General features: G+C 71.8%; 16 protein-coding genes. 8 read left to right on the forward strand and 8 right to left on the reverse strand.

The annotated features are described in order from the left end of the window. Nucleotides 1-4: 4 nt before the first annotated feature. Genes JMJ55_RS20410 through JMJ55_RS20420 form a run of 3 tightly spaced genes read left to right on the forward strand, consistent with a single transcriptional unit; the run spans nt 5 to nt 3,334 of the window. Complete coding sequence (locus JMJ55_RS20410) at nt 5-862, forward strand: branched-chain amino acid ABC transporter permease (RefSeq protein ID WP_202827451.1); 858 nt, start codon at nt 5-7, stop codon at nt 860-862. Further along, entirely contained in the window at nt 859-2,604 is a 1,746-nt protein-coding gene (locus tag JMJ55_RS20415) for a branched-chain amino acid ABC transporter ATP-binding protein/permease (RefSeq protein WP_236033882.1), read from the forward strand. The genes JMJ55_RS20410 and JMJ55_RS20415 overlap by 4 nt, the downstream gene beginning before the upstream one ends. Continuing rightward, nucleotides 2,585-3,334 (forward strand): ABC transporter ATP-binding protein, encoded by a 750-nt coding sequence (locus JMJ55_RS20420; RefSeq protein ID WP_202827453.1) that lies wholly within the window; start codon nt 2,585-2,587, stop codon nt 3,332-3,334. Before JMJ55_RS20415 ends, JMJ55_RS20420 begins: the two co-directional genes overlap by 20 nt. Here the strand turns inward: JMJ55_RS20420 and JMJ55_RS20425 are convergent. Continuing rightward, nucleotides 3,331-4,284 carry a LysR family transcriptional regulator gene (locus tag JMJ55_RS20425; RefSeq protein ID WP_202827454.1) on the reverse strand — a complete coding sequence of 318 codons (954 nt, stop codon included), beginning with the start codon at nt 4,282-4,284 and terminating at the stop codon, nt 3,331-3,333. The two genes, JMJ55_RS20420 and JMJ55_RS20425, sit on opposite strands and share 4 nt — an antisense overlap. A gap of 44 nt (nt 4,285-4,328) precedes the next feature. On the opposite strand from JMJ55_RS20425, the gene JMJ55_RS20430 reads away from it, so the two are divergent. Genes JMJ55_RS20430 through JMJ55_RS20445 form a run of 4 tightly spaced genes read left to right on the forward strand, consistent with a single transcriptional unit; the run spans nt 4,329 to nt 7,754 of the window. Continuing rightward, the gene (locus JMJ55_RS20430) at nt 4,329-5,765 is read left to right on the forward strand and encodes an FAD-dependent oxidoreductase (protein WP_202827455.1); all 1,437 of its coding nucleotides are present in this window, start codon (nt 4,329-4,331) and stop codon (nt 5,763-5,765) included. Nucleotides 5,766-5,767: 2 nt separating this feature from the next. Continuing rightward, nucleotides 5,768-6,232, forward strand: coding sequence for a CMD domain-containing protein (locus tag JMJ55_RS20435; RefSeq protein WP_202827456.1), 465 nt, complete (start codon nt 5,768-5,770; stop codon nt 6,230-6,232). Further along, a complete protein-coding gene (locus tag JMJ55_RS20440; RefSeq protein WP_202827457.1) occupies nt 6,229-6,792 on the forward strand; it encodes a peroxidase-related enzyme in 564 nt (187 codons plus the stop codon). The genes JMJ55_RS20435 and JMJ55_RS20440 overlap by 4 nt, the downstream gene beginning before the upstream one ends. Further along, nucleotides 6,789-7,754 (forward strand): Bug family tripartite tricarboxylate transporter substrate binding protein, encoded by a 966-nt coding sequence (locus JMJ55_RS20445; RefSeq protein ID WP_202827458.1) that lies wholly within the window; start codon nt 6,789-6,791, stop codon nt 7,752-7,754. The genes JMJ55_RS20440 and JMJ55_RS20445 overlap by 4 nt, the downstream gene beginning before the upstream one ends. On the opposite strand, the gene JMJ55_RS20450 is transcribed toward JMJ55_RS20445, so the two are convergent. The 3 genes from JMJ55_RS20450 to JMJ55_RS20460 all read right to left on the reverse strand — a co-directional run bounded on the left by JMJ55_RS20450 (nt 7,751) and on the right by JMJ55_RS20460 (nt 12,079). Then, nucleotides 7,751-10,099, reverse strand: coding sequence for a tetratricopeptide repeat protein (locus JMJ55_RS20450; protein ID WP_202827459.1), 2,349 nt, complete (start codon nt 10,097-10,099; stop codon nt 7,751-7,753). The two genes, JMJ55_RS20445 and JMJ55_RS20450, sit on opposite strands and share 4 nt — an antisense overlap. An 88-nt stretch (nt 10,100-10,187) precedes the next feature. After that, on the reverse strand, nt 10,188-11,087 hold the full coding sequence (locus JMJ55_RS20455) for a PfkB family carbohydrate kinase (protein ID WP_202827460.1): 900 nt from the start codon (nt 11,085-11,087) through the stop codon (nt 10,188-10,190). A gap of 26 nt (nt 11,088-11,113) precedes the next feature. After that, nucleotides 11,114-12,079, reverse strand: a complete 966-nt coding sequence (locus JMJ55_RS20460; RefSeq protein WP_202827461.1) for a tripartite tricarboxylate transporter substrate-binding protein — start codon at nt 12,077-12,079, stop codon at nt 11,114-11,116. 72 nt (nt 12,080-12,151) lie between these two features. Here JMJ55_RS20460 and JMJ55_RS20465 point away from each other — a divergent pair, with 72 nt between their 5' ends. Then, nucleotides 12,152-12,559 carry a hypothetical protein gene (locus JMJ55_RS20465; RefSeq protein ID WP_202827462.1) on the forward strand — a complete coding sequence of 136 codons (408 nt, stop codon included), beginning with the start codon at nt 12,152-12,154 and terminating at the stop codon, nt 12,557-12,559. Here JMJ55_RS20465 and JMJ55_RS20470 read toward each other — a convergent pair. The 4 genes from JMJ55_RS20470 to JMJ55_RS20485 form a co-directional block, all read right to left on the reverse strand. Continuing rightward, the gene (locus tag JMJ55_RS20470; RefSeq protein ID WP_202827463.1) at nt 12,556-13,917 is read right to left on the reverse strand and encodes an esterase-like activity of phytase family protein; all 1,362 of its coding nucleotides are present in this window, start codon (nt 13,915-13,917) and stop codon (nt 12,556-12,558) included. The two genes, JMJ55_RS20465 and JMJ55_RS20470, sit on opposite strands and share 4 nt — an antisense overlap. 71 nt (nt 13,918-13,988) lie before the next feature. Continuing rightward, nucleotides 13,989-14,600, reverse strand: coding sequence for a class I SAM-dependent methyltransferase (locus tag JMJ55_RS20475; protein ID WP_202827464.1), 612 nt, complete (start codon nt 14,598-14,600; stop codon nt 13,989-13,991). Between the two features lie 30 nt (nt 14,601-14,630). Continuing rightward, complete coding sequence (locus tag JMJ55_RS20480; protein ID WP_202827465.1) at nt 14,631-15,686, reverse strand: glycosyltransferase family 4 protein; 1,056 nt, start codon at nt 15,684-15,686, stop codon at nt 14,631-14,633. Then, complete coding sequence (locus JMJ55_RS20485) at nt 15,679-16,494, reverse strand: UDP-2,3-diacylglucosamine diphosphatase (protein ID WP_202827466.1); 816 nt, start codon at nt 16,492-16,494, stop codon at nt 15,679-15,681. Before JMJ55_RS20485 ends, JMJ55_RS20480 begins: the two co-directional genes overlap by 8 nt. Between the last annotated feature and the right edge of the window lie 101 nt (nt 16,495-16,595).

Consider the following 16,595-nt stretch of genomic DNA (forward strand, 5'->3'; position numbering starts at 1 on the left):
CCGCATGCTCGCCTCGATCCTTGCCTCGGGCCTCGCGGTCGGCGCCGTCTATGCGCTGATCGGCATCACCTACAACACCATGTACTTGACCTCGCGCGTGATGAGCTTCACCGCGGGCCAGCTCGGGATGCTGGGCGGCGTCTTCGGCTCGCTTTTCGTCCTGCGGCTCGGCCTGCCGGTACTGCCGGGGCTGCTGGCGACGCTCCTCGCCTGCGCCCTGGTCGGGGTGGTGACGGAGGTGGTGGCGGTGCGGCCGGTGCTGAAGAGCCTCGACCAGCATCTCTACGTGCTCTCGACCCTCGCCGTCGCGCTGCTGATCCAGCATGCGACGGCGCTGGAGTGGAGCACGGAGCCGCAGCCCTTCCCGCGGCTGCTGGGGCTCGGGGCAGGGATCTGGGACGAGAAATACTGGCTGCCGGTCGCGGCCTGCATCGCCACCATCATCGGCCTCGAATACCTCTATCGCCGCACCCTGGTCGGGCGGGCCTTCGTCGCCATCGCCGAGGATAATTTCGCCGCCCGCGCCCTCGGCCTGCCGGAGCGGAACCTGCGCATCGCCAGCTATGCGCTGGCCGGCGCGGTGGGGGCGCTGGCGGGCTTCGCCGGCGGGCAGCTGCTGCTGGCCTTCTTCGCCAATGGGCCGCTGCTGAATTTCTACGGCTTCATCCCGGTGGCGCTGGGCGGGCTCGGCAACAACCGTGGCGCCGTCATCGGTGGCTTCCTGCTCGGCCTCTTTCAGCAGGCGGCGAACTTCATGGTGGGCGGCATCTTCTCCTCGGTCGCGGTCTTCACCCTCTTCATTATCGTGCTGCTGATCCGGCCGCAGGGCATGTTCGGCGCGCCGGCGGCGCGGAGGGTATGATGGCGCGCCTCTGGCCCTATCTGGCGATCCTGGCGCTGGCCCTGCTGCTGCCGCTCACCGGCAACGAGTACTGGGCGCTGATCGCGACGCGGATGGCGATCTACTGGGTGCTGATCTCGGGGCTCAACCTCGTCGTCGGCTTCGCCGGGCAGCTCGCCATCGGCTATGTCGCCCTGCTGGCGATCGGTGCCTATACCGCCAGCGTGCTGACCGCCGGCACGGTGATGGAACCGCTGCCGGCTTTCGTCGCACTCGGCCTCGCGGCGCTGGCCGGCGCCGCCGCGGGCGTGGTGGTCGGGCTGCCGGCGCTCCGCCTGCGCACCTTCTACTTCGCCATGACGACGCTCGGCTTCGCCACCATCGTGACGCAGATCACGCTGGCCTGGCAGGATGTGACGGGGGGCGGCATCGGCATTCCCGGCCCATCGATGCCGGCGCCGATGGATACCGCCTGGGGCTTCTACTATCTCTGCCTCGGCCTCGGCGCGGTCTGCACCTGGGCCACGGCCAATATCGGCGCCAGCCGCTTCGGCCGCGCCCTGGTCGCCATCCGAGATTCCGAGGTGGCGGCAGAGGCGAGCGGCATCGCCAAGCCGCGGCTGCTGGTGATGGTCTTCATCCTGGCCGGCGCGCTCGCTGCCTTCGCCGGCGGCCTGTTCGCCACGCTGCAGACCTATATCACGCCGGACGCCTTCACCTTCGACCTGTCGCTGCTCTTCTTCATCGCCATCCTGATCGGCGGGCGCGGCTCGATCCTCGGGCCGCTGCTCGGCACCATCCTGCTGACGCTGCTGCCGGAGGTGGCGGCGCCGCTCGCCGCCTGGTCCACCTTCCTCTATGCCGCGCTGCTGCTGGTGATCGTGCTCGCCATCCCGGGCGGCATCGCGGCCCTGCTCGACCGGAACAGCCGCAAGCCCCTGCCGGAGGACCGCGCCATCCAGCCGCGGCCCGAAGCGCTGGCGCCGCTGCTCGGCGAGCGGGCCGAGCGGAAGCTGCTGTCGCTGCGCGGCATCGTGTTGGCCTTCGGCGGCGTCCGCGCCATCGACGGCCTCGATCTCGACCTGCGCCAGGGCGAGGTGCATGGGCTGATCGGGCCGAATGGCAGCGGCAAGACGACGACCCTCAACGTCATCTCCGGCTACTATCGGCCGCAAGCGGGCAGCATGACCCTCGGCGATGCGCCGCTGCCGCCAGGCCACCCGGTCGGGCGCGCCGCCCGGGGCATCGCCCGCACCTTCCAGACGCCGCGCCTGATCGGCGAGGCGACGGTGCTGGAGAATGTCATGATCGGCGCCACCATCGAAGGCCGCGCCGGCTTCCTCGAGGCGTTGCTCTCGCTGCCGCGGCAGCGGGCGGAGGAACGCGCGATGGCGGCCCAGGCGCGGCTGGCGCTGGAGGCGGTGGGGCTCGCGGGTCTTGCCGGGGTCCGTGCCGATCGCTTGCAGCACAGCGAGCTGCGCTTCATGGAGATCGCCCGCGCCCTGGTGCTGCGCCCGGAATTCCTCATGCTGGACGAACCGGCGGCAGGTCTCTCGGCGGAGGAGATCCGGCGCCTCGGCGCCCTCATCCGCGCCGTCAGCCGGCAGGGGGTGGGCGTGCTGCTGGTCGAGCACCATGCCGACCTGATCTTCGACATCTGCGACCAGGTGACGGTGCTCAACCTGGGCAAGGTCCTGGCCGCCGGCATGCCGGCCGAGATCCGCACGCATAAGGAGGTGGTCAGTGCCTATCTCGGCGCCTGAGCCGTTGCTGGAGGTCGGCGGGCTCCGCTCCGGCTATGGCAAGATCGCAGTGCTGCACGGCATCGACCTGCATATCGGCGCAGGCGAGGTGGTCTCGCTGCTCGGCCCGAACGGGGCGGGCAAGACCACGCTGCTGCGGGCTATTTCCGGCCTGCTGCCGGTCACGGCCGGGCGGGTGCGCTTCGGCGGTGCCGATCTGGCCGGCGGCGACCCGCGGGCGGCGGCGCGGGCCGGCCTCGTCCATGTCATCGAGGGGCACCGCGTCTTCACCCAGATCTCCGTCACCGACAACCTGCTGCTGGCCGGCTATGACCTGCCGCGGCGGGAGCGGGCGGAGCGGGTGGAGGAGGCGTTGTCCTACTTCCCCGAGATCGCCGCCAAGCGGCAGGACAAGGGCGGCGCGCTGAGCGGCGGCCAGCAGCAGATGCTGGCGGTGGCCCAGGGCCTGGTGCAGCGGCCGCGGCTGCTCATGCTGGACGAGCCTTCGGCCGGCCTCTCACCGGTGCTGGTGGACCGTGTGCTCGGCGTGGTGCGGGCGCTGAAGGAGCGCGGCACGGCGGTGCTGCTGGTGGAGCAGCTGATCGAGAAGGCGCTCGCCGTCTCCGATCGCGTCTATGCCCTGGCGCAGGGCCATCTGGTGCTGGAGGCAGGAGCCGGCGAGGCCGACCTGCCGCATCGGCTGGAGCGCGCCTATTTCGGCCAGGACGTGCCGAACGCCCTGCACGCCTAGCTGGCACTCTCCACCGGCAGGGTGCGGAGGCCGGGCAGCGCCGCCCGCGCCGCCGCCTCCAGCGCCACGAGCAGCGCCGGCAGCGGCGGCGCCAGAGGCTGGCCGGCCGGCACCACGGCGCCGAAGCGGAAGGGGATGGCAGCGTCGAGCGGGCGCGTCACCAGCCCCTCGACCGGCAGGCCGGCCGGCGTCACCGGCTCGGTCAGCGCGATGCCGAGCCCGGCCCGCACCGCGCCCATGGCGGCGAGCGAGGTGTTGCTGTCTACCACCGCCTCCGGCACCACGCCGGCGGCGCGCAGCGCCTCCTCCACCCGATGCCGCAGCCGGTTCGGATTGGCGGTCGAGACCAGCCGCCGGCTGGCGAGATCGGCCAGCCGCAGCACCGGCGCCGCGGCCAGCGGATCGTCCGGGCGCAGCACGGCGATGCAGTCCGCCTCGGCGGCCCAGAGCAGGGCGAGGCCCGGATGCGGCACCGGCAGGCTGACCAGGCCCAGATCGGCACCGCGGCTGCCGACCATCTGCACCACCTGCTCCGCCGCCGCGCTTTGCAGATGCACCTGCCGGGGCAGCGCGCCGAGGCCGGCCAGCGCCCCGGGCAGCAGCCCGGCGGCCAGCGCCGGGATGGCGGCGAGGGTGAGGGAAGGGCGCTCGTCCCGCCCGATCGCCTCGGCCCGTTCCCGCAGCAGGGCGAGGCCGAGCAGGTGCCGCTCCACCTCCCGGTGGAAGCGAAGCCCGCGGTCGGTCGGGGCGACGCGCGGGCCGTTCCGGTGCAGCAGGGCATAGCCCAGCTCCGCCTCCAGTTCCTGGATCAGTCGGGTGACGACGGGCTGCGACCGGCCGAGGCGCTGGGCGGCGCCGGTCAGGCTGCCGGTGGCGATCACCGCGGCGAAGGCCTCGATCTGGCGGAAGCTGAGGGCGCGGGAGCCGAGCATGCGATGCGAATAGCACATGATGACCCTTGCATCATGTGCAAACACTATGTTGCATGGGCGCCATGCCCCGCGACGCCGCCCCGCTCGATACCCCCCAAGGCCTGCCCGCGCTGGAGGCGCGGCTGCGCCAGGACCTCGAATTCCTCGAATTGCCGGCAAAGCCCTGCGTCCCCCGCCGCGAGGCCGGCGGCCGGCCGGTGGTCGATGTCGTCATCATCGGCGCCGGCATGTGCGGGCTGGCGGCGGCGGCCCAGCTCCGCCTGCTCGGCATCGACAATCTCCGCGTGCTCGACCGGGCGCCGGCAGGGCAGGAGGGGCCCTGGGTCACCTATGCCCGGATGGAGACGCTGCGCTCGCCGAAGACGCTGGCCGGGCCGGCGCTGGGCCTCCCCGCGCTCACCTTCCGCGCCTGGTTCGAGGCGCAGCACGGCCCCGCCGCCTGGGAGGCCCTGGGCAAGATTCCCCGCGGCCAATGGATGGACTACCTGGCCTGGTATCGCCGGGTGATGGGCGTGCCGGGCGAGAATGGCGTCGAGCTGCGCCTGCTGCGCCCGCGCGAGGATGGGCTGATCGAGGTCGAGACCTCGACCGGCGCCTGCCTCGCCCGCCGGGTGGTGCTGGCGAGCGGGCGGGACGGGCTGGGCGGCCCCTATGTGCCACCGATCACGGACCGCATTCCCCGCCGCTTCTGGGCGCATACCCGCGACGCGATCGACTTCGCCGCGCTGCGCGGCAAGCGGGTCGGCGTGGTCGGGGCTGGCGCCTCGGCCATGGACAATGCGGCGATGGCGCTGGAGGCGGGGGCGGCGAGCCTCGACATGTTCGTCCGCCGCGCCGCCGTGCCGGCGGTCAACAAATTCACCGGCATCGGCAGCCCCGGCGTGGTGCATGGCTTCCAGGCCCTGCCGGATGAATGGAAGTGGCGCTTCCTGCACCATGTCTTCGGCGCCCAGACCCCGCCGCCGCGCGACAGCACGCTGCGCGTCTCCCGCCACCCGACGGCACGGCTGCACCTGGCCTCGCCGGTCCTCGACCTGCGCGAGGAAGAGGGAGCCGTGCGGGTCGAGACGCCGCGCGGCGCCGTCACGGTGGATTTCCTGATCTTCGGCACCGGCTTCCTCGCCGACCCGGCGCTGCGGCCGGAACTGGCGCTGATCGCACCGCAGATCCGCCTCTGGGGCGACCGCTTCACGCCGGAGCCGGGTCAGGAACAGGCGGAGCTGGCCAGCTCGCCCGACCTCGCCCCCGACTTCGCATTCCAGGAACGCGAGCCCGGCGCCTGCCCGGCCCTGGCGCATATCCATTGCTTCAACTATCCGGCGACGCTCAGCCACGGCAAGCTGACCGGCGACATCCCGGCGGTCAGCGCCGGGGCGCGACGTCTGGCGGAGGCGATCACCCGCGCCTTCTTCGTTGAGGATCGGGAGCGGCATTTCGCCGCGCTCCAGGCCTATGCGACACCGGAGCTGCTGGGCGACGAATGGCCGGAGAGGAGATAGGCATGGCGGAGGATGATCTGGTCGAGCGGCTGCTGGGCATCGCGCCCGGCTCGCCGCTCGCCGCGCTGCGGCTGCAGCGGGAGGCGATCCGTCGCCACACCCAGGGCGCCTGGCGGGAGCTGGTGCTGCCCGAGCATCCGGGCGGCGTCAGCCATGCCGAACGGGCGGCGCTGGCGCTGCGCGTCGCGCGGCTCGGCGGCCATCCGGCCCTGATCGCGGAATGCGAAGCGGTGCTCGCCCGCACCGGGGAGCCGGCCGCCGGCCCGCGGACCGAGCTGCTGCTGCGCTATGCCGATCTCGTCGCCGAGACCCCGGAGCGCTGCGGCCAGGCGGAAATCGACGCCCTTTCGGCGCAGGGGATGTCGCCGCAGGATATCGTGGCGGTGACGCAGCTCATCGCCTTCATCCCCTTCCAGGTCCGGCTGCTGGCCGGGCTGCGGGCGATGCAGGAGGAGGCCAGCGCATGAGCCGCTTCACCATGCAGGAGGTCGGCTGGGAGCCGCGCATTCCGCCCGTGGAAGCCGAGAGCGCGACCCCCGCCCAGCTCGCGGCGCTGGAAGCCTGCCCGCCGGCGCAGCGGCGTTCGACCTATTTTCTGACGCTGGCGCAGGACCCTGCCTCGCTCGGCGAGCGTGGCGCGCTGTTCAACAGCGTGATGTATGCGCCGCGCGGCCTGCCGCGGGCGGAGCGCGAGCTGGCGACCGCCGTCGTCTCCATCGTCAATGGCTGCATCTACTGCACCTCGGTCCATGCCAGGCGCTTCGCCGAGCTGACCAGGGACACGGCGGAGATGCAGCGCCTGCTGGATGATGGCATCGGCACTGGCCTGCCGCCACGCCGGCGCGCCATCGTCGATTTCAGCGCGAAGCTGACGGCGGAGCCGAATGCGGTGACGGCGGCCGATCTGAAGCCGCTGCGCGCGGCCGGGCTCGACGATCTCGAGATTCTCGACCTGATCCATTCCATCGCGATGTTCGCCAATGCGAACCGGCTGATGCAGTCGCTCGGCCGGTCGGTCGCGCCTTGACCGGTCGGCGCTCGCTGCTCGCCCTGGCCGGGCTGGCGCCCTTCTCGGCGCGCGCGCAGGCGCCATGGGTGCCGGACCGGCCGGTGCGGCTGGTGGTGCCCTTCGCCCCCGGCGGTTCGCAGGATGTGCTCGGGCGGCTGCTGGCGCAGGCGGTGTCCGGCCCGCTCGGCGGGCAGGTGGTGGTGGAGAACCGCGCCGGCGCCGGTGGGGTGCTGGGGGCCGAGACCGTTGCCCGCGCCACGCCGGATGGGCTGACGCTGTTCCTGGCGACGGCCGGGCAGCTCACCATCGCCAAGGCGATCGGACGGCGCCTGACCTACGACCCGATCGAGGATTTCACCCCGATCCTCTGGCTCACCGACAGCCCGGTGGCGCTGCTCGCCGCCCCCGATCTGCCGGTGAAAGATGCGAAGGACCTGCTGCGCTTCGCCCGGGAGGCACGCGAGCCGCTGCCCTATGCCTCCACCGGGATCGGCACCAATACCCATCTCATCATGGAGGACCTCAAGGCGCGGGAGAGCCTGAAGGTCGAGCATGTGCCCTATCGCGGCGCGGCGGCGGCCTTCAACGACCTCCAGGCCGGGCGGATCGCATTGATGTTCGTCTCCGTGCCCTCGGTGCTGGCAGTGGCGCCGGGGCAGTTCAAGGTGATGGCCGTCACGTCCCGCGGGCGCTTCGCAGCGGTGCCCGATGTGCCGACGCTGATCGAAGCCGGCGTCGCGGATTTCGAGGCCAGCATCTGGACCGGCCTCTCGGCGCCGGCGCATCTGCCGCCCGCCATCCGCGACCGGCTGGCCGCCGCCTTCACCGAGGCGCTGCACTCCGACCTCGTGCGCTCCAGGCTCAATGTGCTCGGCGCGGCGCCGAATGGCGCGGATGGCGCGGCCTTCGGCGCCATGCTGCGGGCCGACCTCGCCCGCTGGACGCGGGTGGCGGCACCGCTGACCATCACCCTGGATTAGGCCCGCACGACCCGCTCCACCTCGCCATAGAAGGCGCGCAGGAAGCGATCCTCCTGGCCGAGCGGTTTGTCGCGGATCATGGCGCGGAGGCCGTGGCGCAGCAGGCGCCGCCGCGGCCGGTCCGCCGCCAGCTCCGCCGCCTTCGCCACATAGTCGGCCAGGCTGAACACCGCGAGGTCGCCCAGCCCGGCATTGGAGAGGTTGGAGTAGGAGAGCCGCTCCGGGAAGCCGGGCCCAACCAGCGAGACCACCGGCACGCCCATCCAGAGGCATTCGCAGGTCGTGGTGCCGCCGACATGCGGCAGGCTGTCGAGCGAGATGTCGATGGAATTGTAGTGCGGCATGTGCCGGCCGCGGATGGCGACGAATTCCAGCCGATCGGGATCGACATCGCGCGCCGCGAAGCCGGCCCGCGCATTGGCGACGAAGCCCGGTGCCGAGCCTTCCGGCCGGACGAACAGGAAGCGCGAACCCGGCACCGCCCGCAGCACCGCCGCCCAGGCGTCGAGGCATTGGGCAGTGACCTTGTAGGGGTTGTTCATGCTGCCGAAGGTGAGGTAGCCGCGCCGCTCCTCCGGCAGCGCCGCCTCGATCGGCACCGGGTTGAAGCCGCGCTCGCTGACCGTCACCCAGGTTTCCGGCATCTCGAAAGCCTGTTCCAGCAGCAGTCGCGGGTCGGAGGGCTTGATGTACGGGTCGACCAGGATGCGGTCGATCGCCTCCAGCCCCGCCGAATGCGGGTAGCCGAGCCAGCTCGCCCCGATCCGCGCCGGGCGATAGGCCATGACGCCGACCTTGTTCATCGCCGTGGTGCCGCCGAGCTCGAACAGGATGTCGAGCCCGTCGCGGCCGATGCCTTCGGCGATCTCGGCTTCCGGCCGCTGCGGCCACCAGCGGAAGGCATCCACTGATGCCTCGATCGCCGCCTGCTGGGGATCGCGCTCGCGTTCGAAGAAGGAATAGCAGAAGACCTCGAACCGCTCCCGGTCGTAGCCGAGCAGCAGCGGCAGGGCGAAATAGGCGACCGGGTGGTTGCGCAGGTCGCTGGACATGAAGCCGATGCGGATGCGCCGGCCGGTCTGCAAACCCGGCATCGCCAGCCGCTCCACCGGGGCGAGGCCGGCGGCATAGCGGCGGCCCCATTCGGCATGCCAGCCGAGGATGCGCAGTCGGTCCTCCATGCTCTCGACCTGGCCGAGCTCGGTATGCAGCGCGGTGATCCGGCCCTCGGCGATCCAGCGCGGCGCCAGCTGCGCGAGGCTGCCGGTGCGGCGCAGCCGGTCGATATCGAGCATGCGCTGGAACACCGCGCGCAGCGCCCGCACATGCTGCTGCGCCCCGTCCGGATCGGTGTCCTGCAGGCGGCAGGCAAGGCGGTAGGATTCCTCGAGATGCGCCGCCTCATCCCCATAGCGGCTGCGGCCGAGACTCTCGATCAGCTCGCCGAGCACGGCGGCATCGCGGGGATGCGCCGCCAGCGCCCGGCGCAGCGCGACATTCGCCGCCTCCCGGTCGCCCTCGCCGACCACCCGCGCCAGCATGATATTGGCCAGCGCATGCCCTGGCTCGGCAGTGATGACGCGGTCGAGCAGCGCCCGCGCCTCCTCCATCCGCCCGAGCGAGAGCAGCAGCCGCGCCTCGGCCACGTCGAGCGCGGTGCTGGCGGGCAGCGCCGTGCGGGCACGGGCGAGGGTGGCGAGGGCCCGGTCCGGCACGCCCATCGCCAGATGCAGCCCGGCCAGCTCCGTCACCGCCTCGACATGGCGCGGGTCGAGCGCCGCAGCGCGTTCCAGGCTGGGCAGCGCCGCCGCCAGGTCGCCCGCCGCGCGCAGCGCCCGGCCATGCAGGCGGTGCAGCTCGGCATTGCGTGGCTCCAACCGCAGCGCGGCCGCATAGGCGGCGGCGGCCTCCGGGAAGGCGGCCAGGAGCATCTGGGTATTGCCGATATTATGCCAGGCGCTGGCGCGGCGCGGCTCCAGCCGCTGGGCCGTCATCAGCACCGGCAGCGCGTCCCGCAGCCGCCCGGCGCGCTTCAGCATGACTCCATAGAGGTTGGCGAGGGTGAAATCCTTCGGCCGCTTGGCATGGGCCGCGGCGGCCACCGCCACCGCCTCTCCCGGCCGCCCGGCCTCGGCCAGCGCCTGGGCATAGGGCAGGGCGATGGGGGGCAGCGAGGCACCGCGCTCCACCGCGCGGGCGAAGGCCTCGGCAGCCGCGGCATGCCGTCCGTCCCGGGCGCGCAGCATGGCCAGCTGCTGCCAGTCCTGCGCGCTGCCGGGACCCGTGCCGATCCGCGCCAGCAGGGTGGCTTCGGTCGAGACGGGGGCGGGACGGGCGGTGCTCATGCGGCCTCGGGATTCCTGGATGCGTAATCGGGTGGATAGCAACGAGACGGGTGCCACGGCGTGGCGCCCGGCTTGCAAAGCCTCAATATCAGCCCTGGAGCATCACCTCGACCGCCGCCCGGTCCGGCGTCTCCCCGTCCTGGGCGCGCAGCGCCCCGGCGGCGGAGGCGAAGCGCATCGCCTCGGGCAGCGCCATCCCCTCGGCAAGCGCCAGGGCATAGGCGCCGTGGAACACATCCCCGGCGCCGGAGGTATTGGTCGCCTCGACCCGGAAGGCCGGCGTCTCGGCCGGTGCCTCCATCCCCTCCGCCAGCCAGAGGGTGCCGTTCTCGCCCCGCGTCACGGCAGCGAGGCGCGCGCCGGCGGCCAGCGCCCGCCGCAGCCCCTCGGCCGGGCTGACGCCAGGGGCGAAGATCTGCAGGCCAGGCTGGGAGAAGATCGCATGGTCCGTTAGCGGGACCAGGGCGGCGAGCAGCCGCGCCTCGCTCTTCTCGGCATCGAGGATGCTCGGGATGCCCTGCGCCCGCGCGGCCCGGAGCGCGGCCTCGGCGGCGCGTGGCCAGCGTGGGTCGCAGAGCAGGGCCTGCGCCTCGCCCAGCCTTTCCATCGGCAGCACCTCGGGGTCGAGATCCAGCCCCTCGCCGCGGAAGGCGATGACCACCCGCTCCCCCACCGGGTCGAGCAGGACGGCCGAGACAGGGGTGCGGGCGCCCGGCGCGATGCGGACGGCCGAGGTATCGACGCCGTAGCCAGCCAGCTCCTCGGCCAGGGTTCCGCCATTGCTGTCGTCGCCGACCCGGCCCCAGAAGCGCACCTGGCCGCCGAGCCGCGCCACCGCGATGGCGGCATTGGCCGCGAGCCCGCCGACGCCGAGGCCGTAGCGCCGCGCCACCTGCTTGGCCGGGGGCTGCGGCACGTCCTCCACCCAGAAGCTGTGATCGGCGACGAGATGGCCGAGGCAGATGACGAGAGGCGAAGGACCGGACATCCGCCCGATGATACCAGCGCCAGCGGCTAATCGATGCGGATATTCGCCATCCTCACCATGCCGGCGAAGAATTCGATCTGCTGCGCCCGGAAGGCGGCGAATTCCTCGACCGTGTTCGGCCGGGTCAGGGCGCCGAGTCCGGTCAGCCGCTCCAGCGTGGCGGGCTCGGCAATCACGGCGTTCAGCGCCGCGTTCAGCTCGCGGATCAGCCCGGGCGGGGTGCCGGCGGGGGCGAAGACGCCGTTCCATTCCCAGGTCTCGAAACCGGGCAGGGTTTCGGCAAGGCCGGGCACGCCGGGCAGCACGCCGACCGGGGCCGGGCCAGTATGGGCGAGGCAGGCGACCTGCCCGGCCTGCACCAGCGGCAGGGTGGTCGGGACATTGCTGAATTGCAGCGGCACCCGCCCGGCGGTGAGGTCGTTCCGGGCCGAGGCCATCTCCCGATAGGCGACATGGGCGATCCGGGTGCCGGCCAGGTGGTTGAACAATTCCAGCGAAACGTGTTGGGCGGTGCCGATGCCGGTGGTGGCGCAATCGAGCCTGCCGGGCCGGGATTTCGCCAGATCGATCAGGGCGGGGACGGTCCGGGCGGGGAAATCCAGATTCGCCATCAGCGTGTTCGGCGTGACCATGGCGAGGAAGACCGGCAGCAGGTCGCGCTGGGTGTCATAGGGCAGGCGGCTGCCGAACAGGGCCGGGTTCACCGAATGCGCCGTCGCGTCATAGAGGAGGGTGGCGCCATCCGCCGGCGCCCGGGCCACCGCCTGGGCGGCGATGGTGCCGGCGGCGCCCGGCCGGTTCTCCACCGCGAAGCCCTGGCCCATCCGGGCACCGAGCGCGGCGAAGAGGATGCGGCAGACCACATCGGCGGTGCCGCCGGGGCTATAGGCATTGATGACCCGGGTGGTGCGACCCTGCGCCCTGGCGATGGCCGGCGCGGCCAGCGCCAGCCCGGCCAGCAGCCGCCGGCCGAGTCTCGTATCTTGTCCCATTCTGTTCCTCCCGCCCCGATGCCGGACCGGCCGGCGGGCCGGGGCCAGCCTTCATGCTCTTGATAGGCTGGAATGCAGCGACGGGGGAGCGACCTCGGCGCGACACCGTGCTATGGCGGCGCCATGGAACTGACCCCCGATCAGATCGCCGCGGCCAAGGCCCAAGGCTGCACCTTCCTGCCCGCGACCGAGGAGCAGGTCGCGCGCCTCACCATGCAGCGCCGCATCTTCACCATCGATGGCCGGCCCCATGTGGCCATCCGCCATGACGAGGCGGTGAAGGAGGTGCATGGCGCCATCGCCCGGCTGATCGCCGGCGAGCCGCCGCGCCAGGAGGAGACGACCCAGCAGGCCGTCGCCGCCGATGCCGAGGCTGCGCTGGAGATGGCCGGCGAGACGGCCGCGGCCCGCGGCGGCGCCCAGGTGGTGCGCCGGGCCGCCCGGCCCCGCGCACCCTGGCGCACCCCGAAGCGGGTCTAGCGCGCCCCGAGCAGTTCGGGGACCCGCAGCAGGATCAGTTCGTTGTCGTCGGCGCGGGTCAGGTGGCGGCCGGCGCTGAAGGGCAGGTTGTTGTCGTTGCCGACGATGATGTGCTCTCCATCCACCACCGCGACATTCTCGATGGTGAAGAAGGGGAAGGCGAAGCGGTCGCGCGCCTCGTTCGGCCCGCGATCGCCCGCGGTGCGGGCCAGGCCCTCCGGATCGCGGATCGCCATCAGGTCGATATGGCCGAGCTTCTTCACGAAGCCCTCGCCATCCACCGCGCCGAGATCGAGGACATAGATCCGCTTCAGCCGCGCCGGCGCGGCGAAGCAGCCGGGCGGGTTGGCGCCGGCGGCGCAGGCGAGCGACGGGTCGCCCTCGCCATCGTCCCGCTCGATGATCAGCGCCCGGCGGTCGTCGATCATGTTGAAGTCGCCGATGGAGGTGGTGCCCTCTTCGATGCGGTAGCGCAGCACACGGCCGGTCCAGGCGCCGCGGGCGGTGTCGAATTCGGCGATCCGGAGGAAGCGGCCCTCGGGCTGGCCATTGGCCAGCAGCGGCTTCTCCAGCAGGGCATAGAGGCGGCTGCCATCCGGGCTCTGCGCCATGCCCTCGAAGCCGCCGCTGCGCTGCGACTCGAAGTTCGTGGTCGGGATCTGCAGCGCCGGGTTGTCGGGGCTGCGGATCGGGCGGCCCTCTAGCGTGGTCTCGACCACCTGGCGGACACGGCCTTCTGCATCGACCTTGATCAGGAAGGGACCGAATTCATCGCCGAGCCAGAAGCCATCGGCGACCGGCTGGATGCTCTCGATGTCGAAATCGCCGCCGGTGAGGTAACGGCGCTCCGTGCCCTCATAGGCGATGCGGAAGGGGATGCGGCGGTCGGGGTCGGAAAGGAAGATGGTCTGCTCGACCGCGACCTGGCCGCTGCGCCAGTCGGGGCGGATGCGGTGCAGCATCAGCAGCGCATCCGGGCTGTTGCGCTTGTTGCCGAAGCCGTTGTCGCTCAGCACCCAATAGGCGCCCGAGGGACGGCCGTTCTGGCCGGCGACGGGCTTGATGCCGGAGAAGCCCTGGATCGGCTGGCCGATGAAGGGCAGGGCGATGCCGGTCGGCCGGCCCGCCGGGGCCGGGCCGGTGGTGCCGGGGATGGCGCCCGGACGATCCGTGCGGGTATTGCCGGGGCCGGTGAACTTGCCGGAGACCATCGCATCGCGCGGCGCATCGGCGGGCGGCACAGCCATGCTGAAGGCGGGCAGGATGGCATGGCCCGCGAGCGTCGCCTCGAAGCGGGTATCGGCGAGGGCCGGGCCGGCGAGCAGCCAGGCGGTGGTGGCAAGAAGCAGTCGACGCATGGAACGGTCCCCTTATTCGGTCCGGCGCCGCTCCTAGCCGGCGCGCATTGCGCCGGCTTGGCATTCCTGTGTCAGCCCTGTTGCAGCGGCCGGTAGCGCCAGACGCTGGCAGGCGGGAAATTCTTCGGCGTCCAGGCCTCGCGCCGCGCCGAAAGCCCGAGCCTCCGATAGGGCAGCGGCGAGGTGATGCAGTAGGTGTAGAGCAGGAAGCCGAGGCCGGGCGCGATGCGCTCCACGCCCTCAATGAAGCGGCGCTGGCGCTCGATCGGCAGCAGCACCAGCGGGATGCCGCAGATCGCGCTGCCGATGCGGCCGGCGAAGCGTTCCGGCAGATGCTGCGGCAGGGCAAAGGCATCGGCGCAGAGCACCGTCGCACCCGGCAGGCTGTCGCGCAGATGCTCGGCCATCTCCGGCACGATCTCCACCAGCACCAGCCGTTCCGGCGCGACGCCCGCCTCCAGCAGCGCGCGGGAGATCACGCCGGTTCCGGCGCCGATCTCGATCACCACGCCATCCCGCCCGGCATCCGCCGCGGCCAGCGCAGCGATGCGGCGCGAGAGGGTGCGGGAGGAGGGGACGATGGACCCCATCTGCAACGGGTCGGCCAGCCAGCGCCGGAAGAACAGCGGCAGGTTGGCGATGGGATTTCCGGCCTCAGGCCGCCGGAGACTGCTGCTCGACATGCTTGATCCTTCTTCGCCGCCCCGCCGCGCTCAGCGGCTGAAGCGGACCAGGTTGTCGCGGAACTGCGCCGCCGAGGCGTCCCAGGAGAAGGCCTCGGCATGCGCGCGCGCCGCCGCCCGGTCGCAATCCAGGGCCCGCAGGCAGGCGGCGCGCAGATCCTCGTCCAGCGCGCCGATGCGCGGGTCGGTGACCACATCGAGCGGCCCCGTCACCGGAAAAGCGGCGACCGGGGTGCCGCTCGCCAGCGCCTCCAGCAGCACCAGGCCGAAGGTGTCGGTGCGCGAGGGAAAGACGAAAACATCCGCGCCGGCATAGGAGCGTGCCAGCACCCCGTTCTCGCGGTAGCCGAGGAAATGGGCCGAGGGGAAGCGTGCCGCGAGTTCTGCCCGCTGCGGCCCGTCGCCGATCACGACCTTGCTGCCCGGCAGGTCGAGGCTGAGGAAGGCTGCGATATTCTTCTCCACCGCGACGCGGCCGGCATAGAGGAAGATCGGACGCGGCAGGCTCTCGAAGGCGTCGCGCGGCTCCGGCCGGAAGCGGGAGAGATCGACGCCGCGGGTCCAGGGGCGGATATGGGCGAAGCCCTGCCGTGCCAGCTCGGTGCGCAGGCTCGGCGTCGCCGCCATCACCGCGCGGGCAGGCCGGTGGAAATGCCGCAGCACCCGCCAGGACCAGGCGGCCGGCACCCGGGCGCGGGCTTCCAGATATTCGGCGAATTTGGTGTGGAAGGCGGTGGTGAAGGGCCAGCCGCGGCGCCGGCAGATGCCGCGCATGGCCCAGCCGAGCGGGCCTTCGGTGGCGATATGCACGGCGCAGGGCATATAGGCATCGACGATCTGCGCCAGCTTCCGCCGCGGCGCGACCGCCAGCCTGATCTCCGCATAGCCCGGCATGGGCAGGCTGTTGAACCGGTCCGGCCCGACCACCTCCACCATGTCGCCCCGCGCGCGCAGCATCTCCACCATGGTGGTCAGGGTCCGCACCACGCCATTGACCTGCGGAGCCCAGGCATCGGTGACGATCAGCAGGCGGAGCGGCGCCTGCTCCGCTGCCGCCTCGGCCAGCGTCAGGACCTGGTCAGGCACGGGCGATCGCCAAGCGCTGCCCGGCCGCCTGCCGCTCGGTGCGCAGCCGCATCTCGCGCGCCCAGTCGATCAGCTCGAACCGGCCATCGGCATGCTCGACCAGCGCGGTGCAGCTCTCCACCCAGTCGCCGTCGTTCATATAGGTGATGCCGTGAACCTCGCGCATCTCGGCATGGTGGATATGGCCGCAGATGACGCCGTCCAGGCCGCGACGGCCGGCTTCATTGGCGAGCGCCAGCTCGAAGCGGTCGATCGCCTTCACCGCCTCCTTCACCTGGCGCTTCAGCCATTGCGAGAGCGACCAGTAGGGATAGCCGAGCCGGCGGCGGGCGGCGTTGAACCAGCGGTTCAGGGTCAGCGCCCAGTCATAGGCCCAGTCGCCGAGATGGGCGAGCAGCTTGGCATAGCGGATGACGCCGTCGAACTCGTCGCCATGGATGACAAGGAAGCGGCGGCCATCGGCAGCCTCATGCACCGCTTCCCGCACCAGCCGCACGCCCGCGACCTCCAGCCCCTGGCCGAGCCAGGCGCGGAAGATCTCGTCGTGGTTGCCGGGGATATAGAGCAGTTCCGTGCCGGATCGCGCGAGCTTCAGCAGGATCCGCAGCACCTCGTCATGGTCGCTGTCCCAGTACCAGGATTTCCGCAGTCGCCAGCCATCGACGATGTCGCCGACCAGATAAAGCCGGGTGCAATCGGTATGGCGCAGGAAATCGGCCAGGTAATCGGCCCGGCAGCCGCGCATGCCGAGATGCGTGTCGGAGAGGAAGACGCTGCGGTACCGGGTCCTGACCTCGTCGGCTTGCATGGCATGCCCTCGCTCTCGTCGGTCCGACTCCGCGGACACAGTCATCGGCAGGGCCGTAACGCGAATATGGACAGTTCAGTCGTGAAGCCTTCATGAAACCA

Source organism: Belnapia mucosa (assembly GCF_016775475.1).
GTDB classification, from domain to species: Bacteria; Pseudomonadota; Alphaproteobacteria; order Acetobacterales; family Acetobacteraceae; genus Belnapia; species Belnapia mucosa.